The sequence below is a fragment of the Pseudazoarcus pumilus genome, from assembly GCF_002872475.1.
Classification (GTDB): domain Bacteria; phylum Pseudomonadota; class Gammaproteobacteria; order Burkholderiales; family Rhodocyclaceae; genus Pseudazoarcus; species Pseudazoarcus pumilus.
This window is the reverse complement of sequence record NZ_CP025682.1, coordinates 932,491-951,154: the sequence shown is the minus strand read 5'-3', so window position 1 is coordinate 951,154 and position 18,664 is coordinate 932,491. Positions and strand designations below refer to the sequence as shown.

Sequence of the window (18,664 nt, the reverse complement as noted above, 5' to 3'; positions counted from 1 at the left end):
GTCGCTCAGCGGATGCGCCACTTGACGCGATTGCTTCCGGCGAATTTGGCCGCGTAGAGCGCCGCGTCGGCGCGCGCCATCGGCGCGTCGAAATCCTCGTCGTCGGCATGCAGCAGCGTCAGGCCGAAGCTTGACGAGAAGCGCACCACTTCCCCTTCGAGCTCAAGCGAGACTTCGGTGATCGCCTCGCGCAGGCGCTCGGTCAGCGCCTGCGCGGCCTCGAGATCGGTCTGCGGCAGCAGCACGCCGAACTCCTCGCCGCCGAGCCGGCCGACCAGGTCGGTCTCGCGCAGGTTCTCGACCAGCACGCCCGCGAGCAGGCGCAGCACGGCGTCACCTGCGGCATGCCCCCAGGTGTCATTGATGCGCTTGAAGTGATCGATATCGAGCATCACGAATGCGGCCGGGCCGACATAACGGCGCACGCGCACCAGTTCCTGCGTGGCGCGTTCGAGGAAATGACGACGGTTGGCCAGGCCGGTGAGCACGTCGGTCGTGGCCAGGCGCCGCAGGTCGGCCTCGGCGCGCTTGCTCTCGGTGACATCGACCGACAGGCCCACGATCATCTCGACGCATCCCTCGTCGTCGAACACCGGCGCCAGCGAGGTCATCCAGTAACGGGTGCCCGCCGGCAGGGCGAGTTCCTCCTCGTAGCGGATGGTGCGGCGTTCGGCCACGCAGCGACGGTAGTTGTCGATCGCGGCCCGGGCCATGTCCGGCGACAGAATGTCCTGTGGCCGCGCGCCGCGCAGGCGCTCGGCGCTCAGCCCGGTGGTCTGCTCATGGCGCGGGTTGTTGCCGACATAGACGAAGTCCTCGCCCGCGACGCGCACCAGGAAGATCGCCTCCTGCACGTTGTCGTGGATGCTGCGGTAGAGGCGCTCGCTCGCCGAGAGTGCGCGCTCCATTTCGTGGCGTTCGCTGATGTCGCGCTGGAAGGATACGAAACGCGCGATCTCGCCACTGGCTTCGCGCACCGGCACGATGGCATGCGCCTCCCAGTAGAGCGAGCCGTCCTTGCGCCGGTTCTGCAGGTCGCCGCGCCACTCGCGCCCGGCCAGCAGGGTGTCCCATATCTCGCGATACACCTCGGGCGGCGTATTGCCCGATTGCAGCATGCGGGCGTTTTTGCCGACGACCTCCGCCGGCGCATAGCCGGTAATCTCGCAGAAGCGCGGATTGACTTCAGTGATCGTGCCGTCCCGGTCGACCACCAGCACCGCGTCGGGTGAGAGCATGAACAGCGCGCTACGATATCGCTGCGCCGTTTCCAGCGCCGCTTCGGTGGCGACGATGCGCCGCAGCACCAACCAGCCCAGCAGCAGGACGGCAAGATAAGCGGCGCCCAAGGCGCCCAGCACACGGGCTCGACCGGCGCGATAGTCGGCGAACTGCCCGCTGCGGTCGGAGAAGATGTAGATGCTCGCCGGATGCCCGGCGACCGCCTGCGCGCCAATGCGTTCGAGTTGATCGGTCAACGACACGCGCGTGATGGCAAAGCGGCGCTCGCCGATGCGCGCCATGCGGTAGTCGTCGATCGGCACACCCAGCGATCTCGGCAAGGCGTCTAGCAGCGCCGGCCCGCCCAGACGATAGGCGTTGTCGATGTAGCAACGGCAGGATTCGCTCCAGATAAGGGTCGCGCGAATATCGTCGACCCACATCACGCCATCGATCAGTTGCGGCGCCAGCGCCAGCGCGTATTCGGCGTCGAAGCGGCTGGTTGCGTCGGCCAGCAGGTCGCGCATCGCGATGCCGATCTCGACGCTGCCCACCGACCAGTAATCACCGGCATCATCGACCGCCATCACCGGATGCAGCCCGCGCAGGCCCGCGTACATGCGACCGACCTCGAATCCGGAGATCGGAATGCCCAGCGCATGCGTCGCCGCGACCAGCGGACGCACTTCATCGAGCGCATCACCGAACAGGCGCGGGTCACGCGTACGCAGAAAGTTGGCCCCGTCCGGCTGCAGGTGGAACTCCACCTGACGCGCCGACAACTCGTCCGACCAGTGGTTTTCGCCACGTGCAGCGAGGCGGGCGGCGAAGGCCTCGCGCAGCGCAGCCGCACGCTCACCGCCCGCGCCACCGCCCTCGCTCGCGACGAGTTCGTGCGCGCGGCGCAGGTAGTAGCGCACTTCAGGATCGACGGCGAGCAGGGATGCGATGTTGAGCATCTCCCGCTCGGTGGTCTCCAGCGTGGTCGTCAGGCCGATGCGCAGCGCCTGCGTCGCCTCGCGCGTCTCACGCTCGAACACGGCACGCTCGCGCGCCACTTCGGCGAAGGCGATCAGCCCGAAGATCAGCGCGAACAGCCCCGCCAGCGCCCCCATGCGCCAGCGCAGGCTGCGGCCAGAGAGCCAGTTCTGCGCTCGTCGTTGCTCGTCCATGCCAGGCTCCCTGCAGACGGCCGATTCACCGGCGCATGCTCAGGCCACTTCCAGCTTGGCCACCGACAACAGCAGCCATTTGACGCCCGCCGCGCCGAAATTGACCTGCACGCGCGCATCCGACCCGGCGCCCTCGGTGGCGACGATCACGCCCTGGCCGAAGCGTGCATGGCCAACCAGTTGGCCCACGCGCAAGCCGCCATCGTCGCGGCGACGCGGCGGCGGAGCCGCCGCAGGCGAGGCCGCGGACGGCCGGAAATAGGTGTTGCCCGGCATCGTCGCGGCACGCTGTGGCGTCAGCCACTTGAGCAGCGTCTCGGGAATTTCCTCGAGAAAGCGCGACTTCAGGTTGTAACGCGACTGCCCATGCAGCATGCGGCTTTGCGCGAACGACAGATAGAGGCGTTCGCGCGCGCGCGTCACCGCCACGTACATCAGGCGGCGCTCCTCCTCCAGCCCGTCGGTCTCGAGCAGGCTGTTCTCGTGCGGGAACAGGCCTTCCTCCAGACCGGTGGCGAAGACCACGTCGAACTCCAGGCCCTTGGCCGAATGCACCGTCATCAACTGCACCGCGTCGGCCCCGGCCTCGGCCTGGTGGTCGCCGGCCTCGAGCGAGGCGTGGGCGAGAAAGTCCGCCAGCAGCGCGTGATCCGCATCGGGGTCTTCCGGCGGGCCGATCTCGGCGAGGAAGTTGGCGGCCGCGCTGACCAGTTCGTCGAGGTTCTCGAGCCGGTCCTGGCCTTCCTTCTCGTTGCGGTAGTGCGCGCGCAGCCCGGAGGTGTCGAGCACGTGGTCGACCAGTTCCGGCAGCGGCAACTTGGCCGTGTCGCGGCGCAAGTCCTCGATCAGGCGCACGAAGCCGGCCAGCACCGCGCCGGGCTTGCCCGACAGGTGCGGCACGGTCGAATACAGGCTGGCATTGAAGGTGCGCGCGGCGTCCGTCAGCGCTTCCTGCGAGCGCGCACCGATGCCGCGCGTGGGGAAGTTGACGACGCGCGCAAACGAGGTGTCATCGTCCGGGTTGGCGATCAGACGCAGATAGGCCAGCGCATGCTTGACCTCCTGACGCTCGAAGAAGCGCAGGCCACCATACACGCGGTAGGGAATGCCCGACGAAAAGAGCTGGTGTTCCAACACACGCGACTGCGCGTTCGAGCGGTACAGCAGCGCGATGTCCGAACGGCTCATGCCGTCGCGCACGAGCTGTCCGATTTCCTCGACCACCCAACGCGCCTCGTCCACATCGGCGTAGCCCTCGAACACGCGGATCGGCTCGCCCTCGCCCTGCTCGGTCCACAGGTTCTTCCCGAGCCGGTTGGCGTTGTTGCGGATGATGGCGTTGGCCGCGTCCAGGATGTTGCCGTGCGAGCGGTAGTTCTGCTCCAGCCGGATCACGTTGGCGACGCGAAACTCGCGCTCGAAGTCGCGCATGTTGCCCACATCGGCACCGCGGAAGCGGTAGATCGACTGGTCGTCGTCGCCGACGCAGAACATCGCCGCCGCGCCTTCGCGCCCTTCGTCGGCGAACTGGCGCAGCCAGCGGTACTGGAGGCGGTTGGTGTCCTGGAACTCATCGACCAGGATGTGCCGAAACCGGCTCTGGTAATGGCGGCGCAGCGGCTCGTGGCGTTCGAGCAACTCGTAGCTGCGCAACAGCAGCTCGGCGAAATCGACCACGCCCTCGCGCTGACATTGCGCCTCGTATTCCTGGTAGAGCTCGACGCGGCGGCGCGTGTAGTCGTCCCAGGCCTCGACCGCATGTGCGCGCAGGCCGGCCTCCTTCTGGCCGTTGATGAAGTGCTGCAGTTCGCGCGGCGGGAATTTCTCGTCGTCGACGTTGAGCGCCTTGAGCAGTCGCTTGATGGCGGCGAGCTGATCGGCCGAATCGAGGATCTGGAACAGTTGCGGCAGGTTGGCGTCGCGCCAGTGCGCGCGCAGCAGCCGATTGGCCAGACCGTGGAAGGTGCCGACCCACATGCCGCGGGTATTGATCGGCAGCATCGCCGACAGGCGCGCGAGCATCTCGCGCGCGGCCTTGTTGGTGAAGGTCACGGCGAGCACGCCGGACGGCTCGACCTGACCGGTCTGGATCAGCCAGGCGATGCGCGTGGTGAGCACACGCGTCTTGCCCGAACCCGCGCCGGCCAGAATCAGTGCGTGCTGCGGCGGCAGGCTCACCGCCTGCAGCTGTTCGGAATTGAGATTGACGAGAAGATCGGACATTCGGAACCTTTGTCGGGGCGCGGCGCCACTCGGCAAGACACGCGGGAAACACGCCCGGACATTGTACCCGGCCGCCTGCGGCGGCGCGCCGTGACGCCGGGCCGCGGCGCGTTCAAGCTATAATTCCCCGTTTCACCCAGCCAGCGAAGGCGTTCATGCAGGACAAATACAACCCCGCCGAGATCGAGACCGCAGCCCAGGCAGATTGGGATGATTCGGAAGCCTTCCGCGTCACCGAGGACGCGGACCGTCCGAAGTACTACTGCCTGAGCATGTTCCCGTATCCGTCGGGCAAGCTGCACATGGGTCACGTGCGCAACTACACCATCGGCGATGTGCTCTCGCGTCACTACCGCATGCGCGGCTACAACGTGCTCCAGCCAATGGGCTGGGACGCCTTCGGCATGCCGGCCGAGAACGCGGCGATCCAGAACAACGTGCCGCCGGCCAAGTGGACCTACGCCAACATCGAATACATGAAGGCGCAGCTCAAGCGCCTGGGCTTCGCCATCGACTGGTCGCGCGAGATCGCCACCTGCACGCCGCAGTACTACCGCTGGGAGCAGTGGCTGTTCAAGCGCCTGTATGAAAAGGGGCTGATCTACAAGCGTCTGGGCACCGTGAACTGGGACCCGGTGGACGACACCGTGCTGGCCAACGAGCAGGTCATCGACGGGCGCGGCTGGCGCTCGGGCGCGCTGGTGGAAAAGCGCGAGATCCCGATGTACTACATGAAGATCACGGCCTACGCCGACGAGCTTCTCGCCTCGCTCGACGACCTGCCGGACTGGCCCGAGCAGGTGCGCACGATGCAGAAGAACTGGATCGGCCGCTCCGAGGGCGTGGAGATTTCCTTCCCGTACGACGACGCGAGCATCGGCAAAGCCGGCGTCTTGCGCGTGTTCACCACCCGCGCCGACACGCTGATGGGCGCGACCTACGTCGCCGTGGCCGCCGAGCATCCGCTTGCCGAGCAGGCCGCCAAGGCCGACCCGGCGCTCGCCGCCTTCATCGAGGAATGCAAGCGCGGCGGCGTGTCCGAGGCCGACATGGCGACGATGGAGAAGAAGGGCATGGCCACGCCGCTCTCTGTGCGTCATCCGCTCACCAATGAATTGCTGCCGGTGTGGGTCGCCAACTACGTGCTGATGGGCTATGGCGAAGGCGCGGTGATGGCGGTGCCGGCGCACGACGAGCGCGACTTTGCGTTCGCGCACAAGTACGAACTGCCCATCAAGATGGTGGTCGGCTCGGACAAGTACGCCGACGTGGCCGCGCCGTGGCAGGACGCCTATGCCGAACACGGCACTCTGGTGAACTCCGGCAAGTACGACGGCCTGGACTTCCAGGGCGCGGTCGACGCGATCGCCGCCGACCTGGAGGCGAAGCAACTCGGAAACAAGCGCGTGCAGTACCGTCTGCGCGACTGGGGCATTTCGCGCCAGCGCTACTGGGGCTGCCCGATTCCGATGATCCGTTGCGATTCCTGCGGCGACGTGCCGGTACTGGACGAAGACCTGCCCGTGGTGCTGCCGGAGAACGTCGAGATCACCGGTCGCGGCTCGCCGCTGGCCAGGATGCCCGAGTTCTACGAGTGTTCGTGCCCGTCCTGCGGCAAGCCGGCGCGGCGCGAGACCGACACCCTGGACACCTTCGTCGAGTCGTCCTGGTACTTCCTGCGCTACGCCTGCCCGGACGCCGACGCCATGGTGGACGAGCGCGCCAACTACTGGGCGCCGGTGGACCAGTACATCGGCGGCATCGAGCACGCCATCCTGCACCTGCTGTATTCGCGCTTCTTCACCCGCGCGATGCGCGACTGCGGCCTGGTGGATGTGTCCGAGCCCTTCACGCGATTGCTCACGCAGGGCATGGTGGTGGCCGACACCTACTACCGCGAGGACGAATCGGGCCGCAAGCAGTGGTTCAACCCGGCCGACGTGCAGGTGGAGCGCGACGACAAGGGCCGCGCCACCGCCGCCCGTGCGCCGGATGGCGCGCCGGTGGTCATCGGCGGCACCGAGAAGATGTCCAAGTCCAAGAACAACGGCGTGGACCCGCAGGCGCTGATCGAGCGCTACGGCGCCGACACCGCGCGCTTCTTCATCATCTTCGCCGCCCCGCCCGATCAGCAGCTTGAATGGTCGGATTCGGGTGTCGAAGGGGCCTACCGTTTCCTGCGCCGGGTGTGGAATTTCGGCCATGCCTTCGCCACGCAATATCGCGGGCAGCTTGCGGGCCAGACGCCCGAACTGCCGGCCGCGCTGGCCGAGGTGCGCCGCGAGATCCATCTCAACCTCAAGCAGGCCGATTTCGACTTCGGCCGCCACCAGTTCAACACCGTCGCCTCGGCCACGATGAAGATGCTCAACGCGCTGGAGAAGGCGCCGCAGGACGATGCCGCAGCGCACGCGGCAGTGGCGTCCGAAGGCCTGTCCATCCTGCTGCGCGTGCTCGCGCCGATCACGCCGCATCTGGCGCACGCGCTGTGGGTCGAATGCGGTTTCGAGGGCAAGGTGATCGACGCACCGTGGCCGCAGCCGGACGAGAGCGCCCTGGTACAGGACGAGGTCGAACTCGTGGTGCAGGTCAACGGCAAGTTGCGCGGCAGCATCACGGTCGCCGCCGATGCCGACAACGCCACGATCGAGGCCGCCGCACTGGCCTGCGAGGCGGCGCGCAAGTTCATGGACGGCAAATCGCCGCGCAAGGTCATCGTGGTCAAGGGCCGTCTGGTCAATATCGTCGTCTAGGGGAAGCGCAAAAATGCCTGCTCGCAATCGTCGTCGCCTGTTTCTCGCCGCGCTCGCCGCGCCGGCCCTTGCATCGGGCTGCGGCTTTCGCCTGCGCGGTCCGCAGAAGATGGCGTTCGCGACCGTCCATGTCGGCGGCGTCTCGCCGTATTCGCGCTTCACCGCCGAGCTGCGCCGCCAGATCGAGGCCGCCGGCACCACGCGCGTGGTGTCGACCCCGGACGAGGCCGAGGTGCGGCTGGACGTCCTCAGCAATGAGCGAGACCGCGAGATCCTGTCGATCGCCGGCGACGGCTCGGTGCGCGAATATCAGATCGACCGCATCCTCGTCTATCGCATCCGCGACCAGGCCGGCAACGAGCTGGTGCCGCCGACGCGGCTGCAGACGCGGCGCGAGTACGACTTCGACGACGCGCAGATCATCGCCAAGCAACGCGAGGAAGCCCTGCTGTTCGAGGACATGGAGCGCGACCTGATGCAGCAACTGGTGCGCAGGCTCGCCGCCGTGCGTCCGTGAAGCTCGCGCCCGACCAGCTCGCCGCCCACTTGGAGCGGCCGCTCGCCCCGCTCTACGTCCTGTTCGGCGACGAGCCGCTGCTGGTGCTCGAAGCGGCCGACGCCATCCGCGCCGCAGCACGCACGCAGGGCTTCGACGAGCGCGAGACGCTGGTCGTCGGCCAGGGCTTCAAGTGGGATCAGCTCACGGCAGCCGCCGGCAACCTGTCGCTGTTCGGCTCACGCAAACTCATCGACCTGCGCATTCCCACCGGCAAGCCCGGCCGCGACGGTGGCGACGCGCTGCAACGATACGTCGCCGCCCCGGGCGAGGGCACCGTCACCCTGGTCACGCTGCCGGAACTGGACTGGGCCACGCGCAAGACCGCGTGGTTCAAGGCACTGGAAGCGGCCGCCACGGTGCTCGAACTCAACGCCCCGCCGCGTGAGCGTCTGCCCGACTGGATCGCCGCGCGGCTGGCCCGTCAGGAGCAGAAGGCGTCGCGTGAGGCGCTGGACTTCATCGCCGAGCACGTCGAGGGCAATCTGCTCGCCGCGCATCAGGAGATCCTCAAGCTCGGGCTGCTGCACCCGAGCGGCGAACTGACGCTGGAAGACGTGCGCGCGGCCGTGCTGTCGGTCGCCCGCTACGATCTGGACGCGCTGCGCGAGGCCGTGCTCGAGGGCGACCCCGCGCGCTGCGTGCGCCTGCTCGAAGGTCTGCGCGCCGAAGGCGCCGCCCCGCCCCTGGTGCTGTGGGCGCTGGCCACCGAGATCCGCACACTGGCCGCGCTGGCGACCGCGCGTGACGCCGGCCAGCCGCTGGCGGCGACGATGAAGGCCGAGCGCGTGTTCGACGAGCGCCGCCGCACGGCACTGTCGCGTGCCGTGGCGCGCCTGCGCACAGCGCAGTTGCGCACCGCGCTGCTGGCCGCTGCGCGAATCGACCGCATCGCCAAGGGCGTGGCCGACGGCGATCTCTGGGACGAATTCCTGCAACTCGCGCTGCGACTCGCACGCCAGTGAGGCGCAACATCCACGCGATCTGCTACTGTTGTTAACCGCAAAAAAAGCCGTCAGATCATGAACATCGCCGAATACATGCAGGGCCTGGGCCGTAATGCCCGCGCCGCCTCCCGACTCGTCGCCGCAGCCTCGTCCGGCGCCAAGAACGCCGCGCTCATGGCGATGGCCGCGGCCATCCGCGAGCGCCGCGAATTTCTGATCTCGGCCAACGTCAAGGATCTGGACGCGGCGCGCACGGCCGGGCTGGATGCCGCGATGATCGACCGTCTGAAACTGACCGACAAGGGCATCGACACCATGGCCGCCGGCGTCGAGCAGGTCGCCGCCCTGCCCGATCCGGTGGGCGAGATCACCGACGTGCGTCGCCGCCCGAGCGGCATCGAAGTGGGAAAGATGCGCGTGCCGCTGGGCGTCATCGGCATCATTTACGAATCCCGCCCCAACGTCACCGCGGATGCGGCGGCACTGTGCCTCAAGTCCGGCAACGCGGCGATCCTGCGCGGCGGCAAGGAGGCCTTGCACAGCAACCAGGCGATCGCCGCCTGCGTGCGCGCCGGGCTGGGCGCAGCCGGCCTGCCGGAGACCGCCGTGCAGGTGGTCGAAACCACCGACCGCGAGGCGGTGGGAGCGCTCATCACCATGCCCGAGTTCGTCGACGTCATCGTGCCGCGCGGCGGCAAGGGGCTGATCGAGCGCATCTCGAGGGACGCGCGTGTGCCGGTGATCAAGCATCTGGACGGCAACTGCCACGTCTACGTTGACGACGCCGCCGACCCGGGCAAGGTCGTACCCATCGTCGAGAACGCCAAGACGCAGCGCTACGGCACCTGCAACACTGCCGAGACGCTGCTGGTGGCGCGTGGCGTGGCGGGCCGCTTCCTGCCGGAAATCGGCCGCATGCTCGCCGGCCACGGCGTCGAGATGCGCTGCTGCGCCGAATCGCTGACGATGCTCACGGATTGCGGCATCGACGCGTCCCTGCTCAAGGCCGCGCAGGCATCGGACTGGGACGAGGAATACCTCGCGCCCATCCTCGCCGTGAAAGTGGTCGCCGGCATCGACGAGGCCATCGAGCATATCAACGCGCACAGTTCCGGCCACACCGAAGCCATCGTCAGCGAGAACTACACCAGTGCGATGCGTTTCCTGCGCGAAGTCGATTCGGCCTCGGTCATGATCAACGCCTCGACGCGCTTCGCCGACGGCTTTGAATACGGCCTGGGCGCGGAGATCGGCATCTCGACCGACAAGATCCACGCGCGCGGCCCGGTCGGCCTCGAAGGGCTGACCAGCCAGAAATGGATCGTGTTCGGCAACGGCGAGGTCCGTCGCTGACCGGGAGGAAGACCCCATGCCCAGCGCATCGCACGACTTCGCGGCCATCGTCCGCCTGCCTTTCGGCCCGATGGGCATCGTCTGCGACGATGAGGTGGTGAGCGAACTGGTGTTCCTGCCTCCCGACGTAGCCGAGCGCGCACCACGCAGGGCCCTTGCCGAACGCACCGCACTCGCGCTCGCGCGCTGGATCGACGACCCGGGGGCTCCGCACGGCCTGCCGCTGGCGCCGCGCGGCACGGACTTCCAGCGTCGTGTGTGGACCGCCATTGACGCCATTCCCCCCGGCCACACGCGCCGCTATGGCGAACTCGCACAGGCGCTGGGCAGCGCCGCGCGCGCCGTTGGCGGCGCCTGCGGCGCCAACCCGTTTCCGCTATTCACCCCATGTCATCGCGTCGTCGCCCGTCACGGCCCGGGGGGTTTCGCCGGGGACACCGCCGGCCACCGGATACGCGTCAAGCAATGGCTGCTCGCCCACGAACAGGCTCACTGAGCGCGACCGAAGCCGCCCTGCCGGCCGACACGCTGGCCGCGCTCGACGCATTCGGCGACTTCCTGTGGCTGGAACACGGGCTGGCGCGCAACACCATCGCCGCCTACCGCAGCGACCTGGCGCTGTTCGCCGTGTGGCTCGCTGCACGCGGCAGCCCGCTGGAGGCTGCCAGCGAATCCGACCTGGGCGCCTATCTGGCCGCCTTCAGCCGCCACGCCAAGCCCGCCAGCCAGCGCCGTCTGCTCTCGGCCTGGCGCCGCTTCTACCGCCATCTGGTCGAGCGCGGCGCGATCCCGCGCGACCCGACCACGCGCATCGCTCCGCCCATGCAGCCGAGCCGCTTTCCCAAGTCGCTCACCGAGGCCGAGGTCGAGCGACTGCTCGATGCACCCGACGTCGATACCCCGCTCGGCCTGCGCGACCGCACGATGCTCGAAGTGCTCTACGCCACCGGCCTGCGCGTATCCGAACTGGTCGGGCTGGCGCCCTTCTCGCTGGGAATGCGCGAAGGCGTGGTCAAAGTCGTCGGCAAGGGCGACAAGGAACGTCTGGTACCGCTGGGCGAGACCGCCGTCGACTGGCTGGAACGCTATCTGCGCGAGGCACGTCCGGCCATTCTCGCCGGGCGCGATTCAGCCCAGGTCTTCGTGACGCGCCTGGGCACGGGCATGACGCGGCAGATGTTCTGGCGCATCGTCAAGCGCCATGCCGTCGTGGGCGGCATTGCGTCCGAGCGGCTCTCGCCACACGTGCTGCGTCACGCCTTCGCCACCCACCTGATCAATCACGGTGCAGACCTGCGCGTGGTACAGATGTTGCTCGGCCACGCCGACATTTCGACCACGCAGATCTATACCCATGTCGCGCGCGAACGCCTCAAGGCGCTGCACCGGGCACATCACCCGCGCGCCTGAATCCATTGCCTTCGACGATACCTAAAATGAGCCGCAAGGAACTTCACGCACCCGAAACGCCCGCCACCAAATGGCTCCGCCAGCACGACGTCCCATTCTCCACGCACCTATACGAATACGAGGAGCATGGCGGGACCGCGGTTTCCGCGCGCGAACTCAATCTGCCCGAGCATGCGATCGTCAAGACGCTGGTCATGCAGGACGAGAACGCCCGTCCACTGATCGTGCTGATGCACGGCGACTGCGAGGTCACAACGCGGGAACTGGCACGCCAGAGCGGCAGAAAGCGCATCGAGATCTGCCCGCCGGATCAGGCCAACCGCCACTCCGGATATCTGGTCGGGGGCACATCGCCTGCTCCGCCTCAAGAATCAAGTGCAACACGGTTGCGAAATTGAGCGATGTCCTGCGCCATGACTTCTTCCGGTGTTTTCCATTCCAGCGTCTGTCTGGGTCGTCCGTTCATCAGCCGGGCAATGGCGTTGAGCTGGATCTGGCTGACTTGCGACAGGTCAGCGCCCTTTGGCAGGAACTGGCGTAGCAGGCCGTTGGTGTTCTCGTTGCTGCCACGCTGCCAAGGGCTGTACGGGTCGGCAAACCAGATGTCCAGCTTCAGTCGCCGGGCCAACTCCTCATGACGCGCCATCTCGCTGCCCCGGTCATAGGTCAGGCTCTCGCGCAGGAAGGCCGGCATCTTCTTCATCTGCCGCGTGAAACCCTCCAGCGCCGCCTCGGCGCTGCAACCGTCCATCTTGCACAACACCACGAAGCGGCTCTTGCGCTCGACCAGCGTACCCACGGCCGAGCGATTAAACGCACCCTTGATGAAATCCCCTTCCCAGTGCCCGGGCAACTGGCGGGACTCGATTTCCTCCGGGCGGTTGTGGATGCGCAGCGCCTCGGCAATGGGCAGCCCACCAGGACGGGCCGCGCTCCGGCGCGGGCGACCGCGCGCGGGCTTGGATTGGCGCAGCGCGGCGATCATGCCCTGGCGCAAAGCCCCTTTCGGATGCGCGTAGATGCTCGCGTAAATCGTCTCGTGGCTGACCTGCCAGGTGGGGTCGTCGGGATGCATCTGGCGCAGTCTGGCAGCGATCTGTTGCGGCGACCAGTAGCGGTCGAGCAGCTTGTGGCGCACAAAACCATACAGCGCCGAACCTTCCATCAGCTTCAATCGCCGCACGCTGGCCTGACGACGGCGCCGGTACGCGCTCCCAGCGATGCTGGCCCGGTAGCTGCCATCCGACGCCCGATTACGGCTCAACTCGCGCGAAATCGTCGAACGGCAGCGGCCCAGCATTCTCGCAATGCGCGCTCCCGAGCTGCCGCGCAGTTGTTCCGCCATGATCAAACCGCGATCCTCAGCCGACAAGTGTGTGTAGTTTCTCTGCATGACAACACCCTAAATGATGGGTGTTGCACTTGGAAGTTGAGACTAGCCTTTCGCGACGAAAAAGGCGATGCCGGTATTCATGGAAAAGACCATCGCCGATCTTCCGCTGGTCTACATCAACGGCGGGCGGCGCGGATTCCTGGTCGGAATTCATCCCCACGACCTGATCCGTCTATTGCATCCTGAAATGGTTTGTGTGAGCCGGAAAAGAGAATGAGCTTCATTTTTCCATTCGATGATGTCAGAATCTTCGGCGAGTGGACCGCGTGGGCGCGAAGCTCTTCGTGCATTCAACCGGAAAGGATAGACCATGGAATTGTCCGCACTGTCGGTACAGGAACTGAAAAGACTCCACAGCCGGATCGAAACCGAATTGAAGAAGCGCAACGATTCGGCCAAGCGCGACCTGGTGAAGAAATTCAAGAAGCTCGCCGACGAGCAGGGCGTGCCGCTGGAAGACGTAATGAAGGCCGCCGGCGTGTCTGCCGCACCGACGCGCCGGCGTCGCACCGCGGGCGCCACTGCCAAGAAGAAGGCCGGCGGCAAGCTGCCCATCAAGTACCGCAATCCGGCCGATCCTTCGCAGGGCTGGAGCGGACACGGGCGTCGCCCGCAATGGGTGCTGGACTGGCTGGCGCAGGGAAAGTCGCTCGACCAGCTGGGCAAGGCCTGAAGCTTCGCCGGACACGGGCATTTCGCGCGCGGCGCGCGAAATGTCCGTCTTTCATTGCGGCAGCGCCTCGCCCGGCTCACCCTCGGCTCCGGGCCCCTTGCCGCCATCGCGCCCGCGCTGGATGAATACACCGACACGGCGCACATCCTTCATCACGCCGATCTTGGCAATGCGGATCTTCACCCACGGCGCACCGAATTCATCGAACAGCAAATGCACGACGAATTCGCCCAGGGTCTCGATCAGGTTGAAATGCCGCTCTTGCAGCTCGCGCCGGATGCGGGCGACGACCTCGGCATAATCGATGGTGTCAGCCAGATCGTCGTGCTCGGCGGCCGCATCGGGCACGCCGAAGGTCAGGTTCAGCTCGACCGTCTGCGGCGCGGCCTTTTCGCGCGGATAGACGCCGACCCAGGCCTGCACCCGCAATTCCTCGATGAAAATGAAGTCCATGCTCTTTTCCGATTAAAATCGCGCCGGACGGTCCTACGCCATTTCGCGCGAGAATCCCGCCCGCACGCCATGCCCGCAGCGAACAATGCCGCCATTCTGAACCAAATGCCCGGATGAATCTTTTCCTTCTCGTTCTCGCAGCCTATCTCGTGGGCTCCATACCGTTCGCCGTCGTCGCCAGCCGGCTGTTCGGCCTCGCCGATCCGCGCAGCTACGGCTCGGGCAACCCCGGCGCGACCAACGTGCTGCGCAGTGGCAGCAAGGCCGCGGCGGCCACCACGCTGGTCGGAGACTGTCTCAAGGGCTGGTTCGTCGTATGGCTGGCCGGCGAATTGGGCTTTTCGGCCGGCGCCGCCGCAGTGGCCGGCCTGGCCGCCTTCCTCGGCCATGTCTACAGCGTCTTCCTGCGCTTTCGCGGCGGCAAGGGCGTGGCCACGGCGCTGGGCGTGCTCGCCGGCATCGACCCGGTACTCGCGCTGGTCGCCCTCGTGGTGTGGCTGATCGTCGCCGGAGGCACCCGTTACTCTTCGGCAGCCGCGCTCGCCGCGGCGGCTTCGGCTCCGCTGACCGGCCTTGTGCTGATCGACGACACCCTGGTCATCGGTGTGCTGATGGCGATGACCGCGACGCTGGTCCTGCGCCATCAGGAAAACATCCGCCGCCTCAAGAACGGCACGGAAACGCGCATCGGCGAGAAGTAAGATCAGCGATCGTGTCAGGCCATCGGGCCGTGAAGCTCGGCCAGCGGCCAGCGCGGCCGAACCTCGATCGCATGCCCGTGGGGGCACTCGCCGGCTGCGGCACGCAGGGCACCGGCAAACGCGATCATCGCGCCATTGTCGGTGCACAGCTCCGGCTCCGGGTAGTACACACGCCAGCCACGGCGCGCGGCCGCCTCGTCGAGCCTTCTGCGCAACTCGCGATTGGCGCCGACCCCGCCAGCCACGACCAGACGCCCCGAACCGCTCGCCTCGAGGGCCTTGAGCGCCTTGACGCACAACACATCGACGACTGCCTGCTGGAAGTCGGCCGCCAGATCGGCCGTATCGTCCGGGTTCCAGTCCGCGGCCGATACGACGTGGAGCACGGCCGTCTTGAGACCGCTGAAGCTGAAATCCAGATCACGTGAGCGCAGCATCGGGCGCGGCAGCACGAAACGCCCCGACGTGCCGGTGGCAGCCAGCGCGGCCAGTTGCGGCCCGCCCGGATAACCCAGCCCGATCAGCTTGGCGGTCTTGTCGAAGGCCTCGCCCGCGGCATCGTCGAGCGTCTCGCCGAGCAGCTCGTACTCGCCCACGCCGCTCACGTGCATCAACTGGGTGTGCCCCCCCGAGACGAGCAGCGCGACGAAGGGAAATTCCGGCGCATCGGCCGCGAGCAGCGGCGAGAGCAGATGACCTTCGAGATGGTGGATGGGCAGCACCGGCACGCCCAGCGAAAGGCCGAAGGATTCGGCAAAGCTTGCGCCGACCAGCAGCGCGCCGGCCAGCCCGGGGCCCGCCGTATAGGCGATCGCATCGAGTTCGTGCGCCGCGCAACCGACCGCCTCCAGCGTCTGCGCGACGAGCACCGGCAGCAGCCGGATGTGGTCGCGCGAGGCCAGTTCGGGCACCACGCCGCCGTAAGCCGCGTGCAGGTCGACCTGAGTGTGTACGCGGTGCGCGAGCAGACCCGCTACGGTGTCGTAGACCGCGACACCGGTCTCGTCGCACGAGGTTTCGATCCCCAGAACCTTCATCAATCCCATCCACGGAAAAGACGCAAAGTCTAACAAGGTCGCGCTGCACGGCCCAGCGACCGGGGTGCTTGCGTTGACCATCGAACGCCCGCTATAATCGCCCCCTTTACCGAATTCAGACAAGGACGTTCGTAAATGCCCGGTATCCGCGTCAAGGAAAACGAGCCGTTCGAGGTGGCGATTCGCCGCTTCAAGCGCACCATCGAGAAGACCGGCCTGCTGACCGAGCTGCGCTCGCGCGAGTTCTACGAGAAGCCCACCGCCGAGCGCAAGCGCAAGCTCGCCGCCGCGGTCAAGCGCAATCACAAGCGCCTGCGCAGCCAGATGCTGCCGCCGAAGATGTACTGATCGACCGCTTCGCACCGAACGGAACACCCACGCCGGGACGGCCGAGAGGTTCGTCCCGGCGTGGGTTTTGTGCTTCACGAACCGGAGTTTCACCACCATGTCGCTGAAGGACCGCATCCACGATGATATGAAGGCGGCGATGCGCGCGCGCGAGGCTGCCCGCCTGTCGGCGCTGCGACTGCTGATCGCGGCAATCCGCCAACGCGAGATCGATGAGCGCGTCGATCTCGACGAGGCCGGCGTCGTCGCCATCGTAGAGAAGCTCGTCAAGCAGCGACGCGACGCAGCCGCCCAGTACGAGGCCGCCGGCCGCGAGGATCTGGCCTCGGCCGAGCGCCTCGAAGTCGACGTGCTCTCGGTCTACCTGCCGGCCGCGCTCGACGTGGCCGAACTGGACGCGATGATCGAGGCGGCCATCGCCGACAGCGGCGCCCAGGGCCTGGCCGACATGGGCAAGGCGATGGGTGTGCTCAAGCCCCGCGTGGCCGGACGCGCCGACATGGCGGAGGTCTCGCGCCGCGTGCGCACCCGCCTCGGCGCCTGAATCGCGCCGGCCGCGAGGCCCGCCCATGATTCCGAAGTCCTTCATCCAGGATCTGCTCGCACGCGTCGACATCGTCGACGTCGTCTCGCCGCATCTGACGCTGAAAAAGGGTGGCGCGAACTATTTCGCGTGCTGCCCGTTTCACGGCGAGAAGACCCCGTCGTTCTCGATCAGCCCGAGCAAGCAGTTCTACCACTGCTTCGGCTGCGGCGTGCACGGCAATGCGATCGACTTCCTGATGGAGTTGCAAGGCCTGACCTTCGTCGAGGCGATCCACGAACTGGCGCGCCAGAACGGTCTCGAAGTGCCGCAGGAGCGCAGCACGCCGGGTGAGCAGCCGCGCCGTGCCCAGGGGCACGACGCCCTGCTCGAGGCGATGGAATGCGCCGCGCGCTTCTATCGCGAACAGCTCAAGCACTCGCCCGAGGCGATCGACTACCTGAAACGTCGCGGACTCACCGGCGAGATCGCCGCGCGCTTTGGCATCGGCTTCGCACCCGCGGGCTGGCAGGCGCTGGCCGGCGTGTTCGACGACTACAAGGCCAAGGCCCTGCTCGAGGCCGGCCTGGTCATCGACAACGAACAGGGGCGCCGTTACGATCGCTTTCGCGAACGCATCATGTTTCCGATCCAGGACCGGCGCGGGCGCGTGATCGCCTTCGGCGGACGCGTGCTCGATGCTGGCGAGCCCAAGTACCTCAACTCGCCCGAGACGCCGCTGTTCGAAAAGGGGCGTGAGCTGTACGGCCTGCGCCAGGCCATGCAGGCGATGCGCGAGGAAGGCTTCGCGCTGGTGGTCGAGGGCTACATGGACGTGGTCGCGCTGGCGCAGTTCGGCATCGGCAATGCAGTGGCAACGCTTGGCACGGCGACCACTTCGCACCACGTGGCGGCGCTGATGCGTCACGCCGAGCGCATCGTGTTCTGCTTCGACGGCGACGCGGCCGGGCGCAAGGCGGCGCGGCGCGCGCTCGAATCCTCGCTGGAGGCGCTGCGCGACGACGCCGTGCTGGCCTTCCTGTTCCTGCCCGACGGCCACGATCCGGACTCCTACGTGCGCGCTCAAGGGGCCGAGGCGCTGCGCAGCGCGGCCGCGCACGCCACGCCGCTGACGCAGTTCCTGATGGATTCGCTGGCGGCCGACTGCGCGCTCGACACCGCCGAGGGTCGCGCCCGCCTGGTGCACGACGCCAAGCCGCTGGTGACCCGCGTGGGCGCACCCCTGCTGCGCCTGCAACTGATCAAGGAGGTGGCCGAATGTGGCGGCCTGACGCAGGACGAGGTCGAGCGCGCATGGGGCATCGCGCGCAGCGCGCAGCCCCCGGCGCGCCGCAATGCCGATGAGCGCGCGCGCGCGCCGCGTCGCGCACCCGCACGTCGCGCGCCACGGCACCGTCCCACCGGCGCGGCCGCGACCCTGTTGCGCATCATCCTGCAACAGCCGGCGTGGATCGCGCGCGTGCCCATCGACCTCATCCCCGAAGAGGACGAGGCCGGACGCGCCCTGCTCGTTCTGGCCGACGCGGCGAGCATCGGCGAGACCCTGCCCTCGGGCGGCATCGCCCAGGTGCTCGAGTTCTTCCGCGACAGCCCCCACCACCGCACGGTGTCGGCGGCCGCGGCCGAACTGGTCGGCGCGGACTACGATGAAAGCGTCGTCGAGACGATGTTCGAGGACACGCTGCACAAGCTGGCCGCCGACCGCATCGAGCACGACATCCGCGATCTGACCGATCGCGAACGCTCGTCCGGGCTGAGCGCGGCCGAGCGCAAACGACTGACCGAGCTCATCGCGGAGAAGCATCGCCAGCGCAGTGCCGGCAAAAGCTGATATTTGTTCTATAATTCACGGTTTTCCAAAATCAAACCGCACGATTCAA

Annotated in this window: 16 protein-coding genes and 2 pseudogenes; 13 read left to right on the top strand and 5 right to left on the bottom strand. The window is 67.3% G+C overall.

Annotated elements, in window-relative coordinates; genetic code table 11:
• Window positions 1-5: 5 nt before the first annotated feature.
• Together C0099_RS04565 and C0099_RS04560 are read right to left on the bottom strand one after the other, a co-directional pair.
• Window positions 6-2,393 carry a sensor domain-containing diguanylate cyclase gene (locus C0099_RS04565; protein ID WP_102246347.1) on the bottom strand — a complete coding sequence of 796 codons (2,388 nt, stop codon included), beginning with the start codon at window positions 2,391-2,393 and terminating at the stop codon, window positions 6-8.
• 39 nt (window positions 2,394-2,432) lie between these two features.
• Window positions 2,433-4,616: a UvrD-helicase domain-containing protein gene (locus C0099_RS04560; RefSeq protein ID WP_102246346.1), complete on the bottom strand. Its 2,184-nt coding sequence runs from the start codon at window positions 4,614-4,616 to the stop codon at window positions 2,433-2,435.
• A gap of 155 nt (window positions 4,617-4,771) precedes the next feature.
• Between C0099_RS04560 and leuS the strand changes: the two genes are divergently transcribed.
• From leuS to C0099_RS04525, 7 genes and pseudogenes are all read left to right on the top strand, one after another.
• Entirely contained in the window at window positions 4,772-7,369 is a 2,598-nt protein-coding gene (leuS, locus tag C0099_RS04555; protein ID WP_102246345.1) for a leucine--tRNA ligase, read from the top strand.
• Window positions 7,370-7,382: 13 nt separating this feature from the next.
• Window positions 7,383-7,886, top strand: coding sequence for an LPS-assembly lipoprotein LptE (locus C0099_RS04550; protein WP_102246344.1), 504 nt, complete (start codon window positions 7,383-7,385; stop codon window positions 7,884-7,886).
• Complete coding sequence (holA, locus tag C0099_RS04545; protein ID WP_102246343.1) at window positions 7,883-8,890, top strand: DNA polymerase III subunit delta; 1,008 nt, start codon at window positions 7,883-7,885, stop codon at window positions 8,888-8,890. Before C0099_RS04550 ends, holA begins: the two co-directional genes overlap by 4 nt.
• Window positions 8,891-8,947: 57 nt before the next feature.
• On the top strand, window positions 8,948-10,225 hold the full coding sequence (locus C0099_RS04540; RefSeq protein WP_102246342.1) for a glutamate-5-semialdehyde dehydrogenase: 1,278 nt from the start codon (window positions 8,948-8,950) through the stop codon (window positions 10,223-10,225).
• 16 nt (window positions 10,226-10,241) lie between these two features.
• Window positions 10,242-10,721 carry a methylated-DNA--[protein]-cysteine S-methyltransferase gene (locus C0099_RS04535; protein ID WP_102246341.1) on the top strand — a complete coding sequence of 160 codons (480 nt, stop codon included), beginning with the start codon at window positions 10,242-10,244 and terminating at the stop codon, window positions 10,719-10,721.
• A complete protein-coding gene (xerD, locus tag C0099_RS04530) occupies window positions 10,691-11,635 on the top strand; it encodes a site-specific tyrosine recombinase XerD (protein ID WP_102246340.1) in 945 nt (314 codons plus the stop codon). The genes C0099_RS04535 and xerD overlap by 31 nt, the downstream gene beginning before the upstream one ends.
• Before the next feature lie 26 nt (window positions 11,636-11,661).
• A pseudogene (locus tag C0099_RS04525) lies at window positions 11,662-11,991 on the top strand (YbaK/EbsC family protein); the annotation flags it as partial.
• Window positions 11,992-11,999: 8 nt separating this feature from the next.
• On the opposite strand, the gene C0099_RS04520 reads toward C0099_RS04525, so the two are convergent.
• Window positions 12,000-13,028 (bottom strand): IS30 family transposase, encoded by a 1,029-nt coding sequence (locus C0099_RS04520; protein ID WP_102245957.1) that lies wholly within the window; start codon window positions 13,026-13,028, stop codon window positions 12,000-12,002.
• 46 nt (window positions 13,029-13,074) lie between these two features.
• On the opposite strand from C0099_RS04520, the pseudogene C0099_RS04515 reads away from it, so the two are divergent.
• Both C0099_RS04515 and C0099_RS04510 read left to right on the top strand, forming a co-directional pair.
• A pseudogene (locus tag C0099_RS04515) lies at window positions 13,075-13,245 on the top strand (Cys-tRNA(Pro) deacylase); the annotation flags it as partial.
• 93 nt (window positions 13,246-13,338) lie between these two features.
• Entirely contained in the window at window positions 13,339-13,701 is a 363-nt protein-coding gene (locus C0099_RS04510; RefSeq protein ID WP_102246338.1) for an H-NS histone family protein, read from the top strand.
• 51 nt (window positions 13,702-13,752) lie between these two features.
• Here C0099_RS04510 and C0099_RS04505 read toward each other — a convergent pair whose 3' ends face one another.
• A complete protein-coding gene (locus tag C0099_RS04505) occupies window positions 13,753-14,154 on the bottom strand; it encodes a dihydroneopterin aldolase (RefSeq protein ID WP_102246337.1) in 402 nt (133 codons plus the stop codon).
• Between the two features lie 113 nt (window positions 14,155-14,267).
• Between C0099_RS04505 and plsY the strand changes: the two genes are divergently transcribed.
• On the top strand, window positions 14,268-14,855 hold the full coding sequence (gene plsY, locus C0099_RS04500; RefSeq protein ID WP_102246336.1) for a glycerol-3-phosphate 1-O-acyltransferase PlsY: 588 nt from the start codon (window positions 14,268-14,270) through the stop codon (window positions 14,853-14,855).
• A gap of 14 nt (window positions 14,856-14,869) precedes the next feature.
• On the opposite strand, the gene tsaD is transcribed toward plsY, so the two are convergent.
• A complete protein-coding gene (tsaD, locus tag C0099_RS04495) occupies window positions 14,870-15,892 on the bottom strand; it encodes a tRNA (adenosine(37)-N6)-threonylcarbamoyltransferase complex transferase subunit TsaD (RefSeq protein ID WP_102246335.1) in 1,023 nt (340 codons plus the stop codon).
• 135 nt (window positions 15,893-16,027) lie between these two features.
• On the opposite strand from tsaD, the gene rpsU reads away from it, so the two are divergent.
• The 3 genes from rpsU (at window position 16,028) to dnaG (ending at window position 18,615) form a co-directional block, all read left to right on the top strand.
• Window positions 16,028-16,240, top strand: coding sequence for a 30S ribosomal protein S21 (gene rpsU / locus C0099_RS04490; RefSeq protein WP_102246334.1), 213 nt, complete (start codon window positions 16,028-16,030; stop codon window positions 16,238-16,240).
• 97 nt (window positions 16,241-16,337) lie between these two features.
• Entirely contained in the window at window positions 16,338-16,784 is a 447-nt protein-coding gene (locus C0099_RS04485; protein ID WP_102246333.1) for a GatB/YqeY domain-containing protein, read from the top strand.
• A gap of 25 nt (window positions 16,785-16,809) precedes the next feature.
• Complete coding sequence (dnaG, locus tag C0099_RS04480) at window positions 16,810-18,615, top strand: DNA primase (protein WP_102246332.1); 1,806 nt, start codon at window positions 16,810-16,812, stop codon at window positions 18,613-18,615.
• Window positions 18,616-18,664 lie beyond the last annotated feature (49 nt).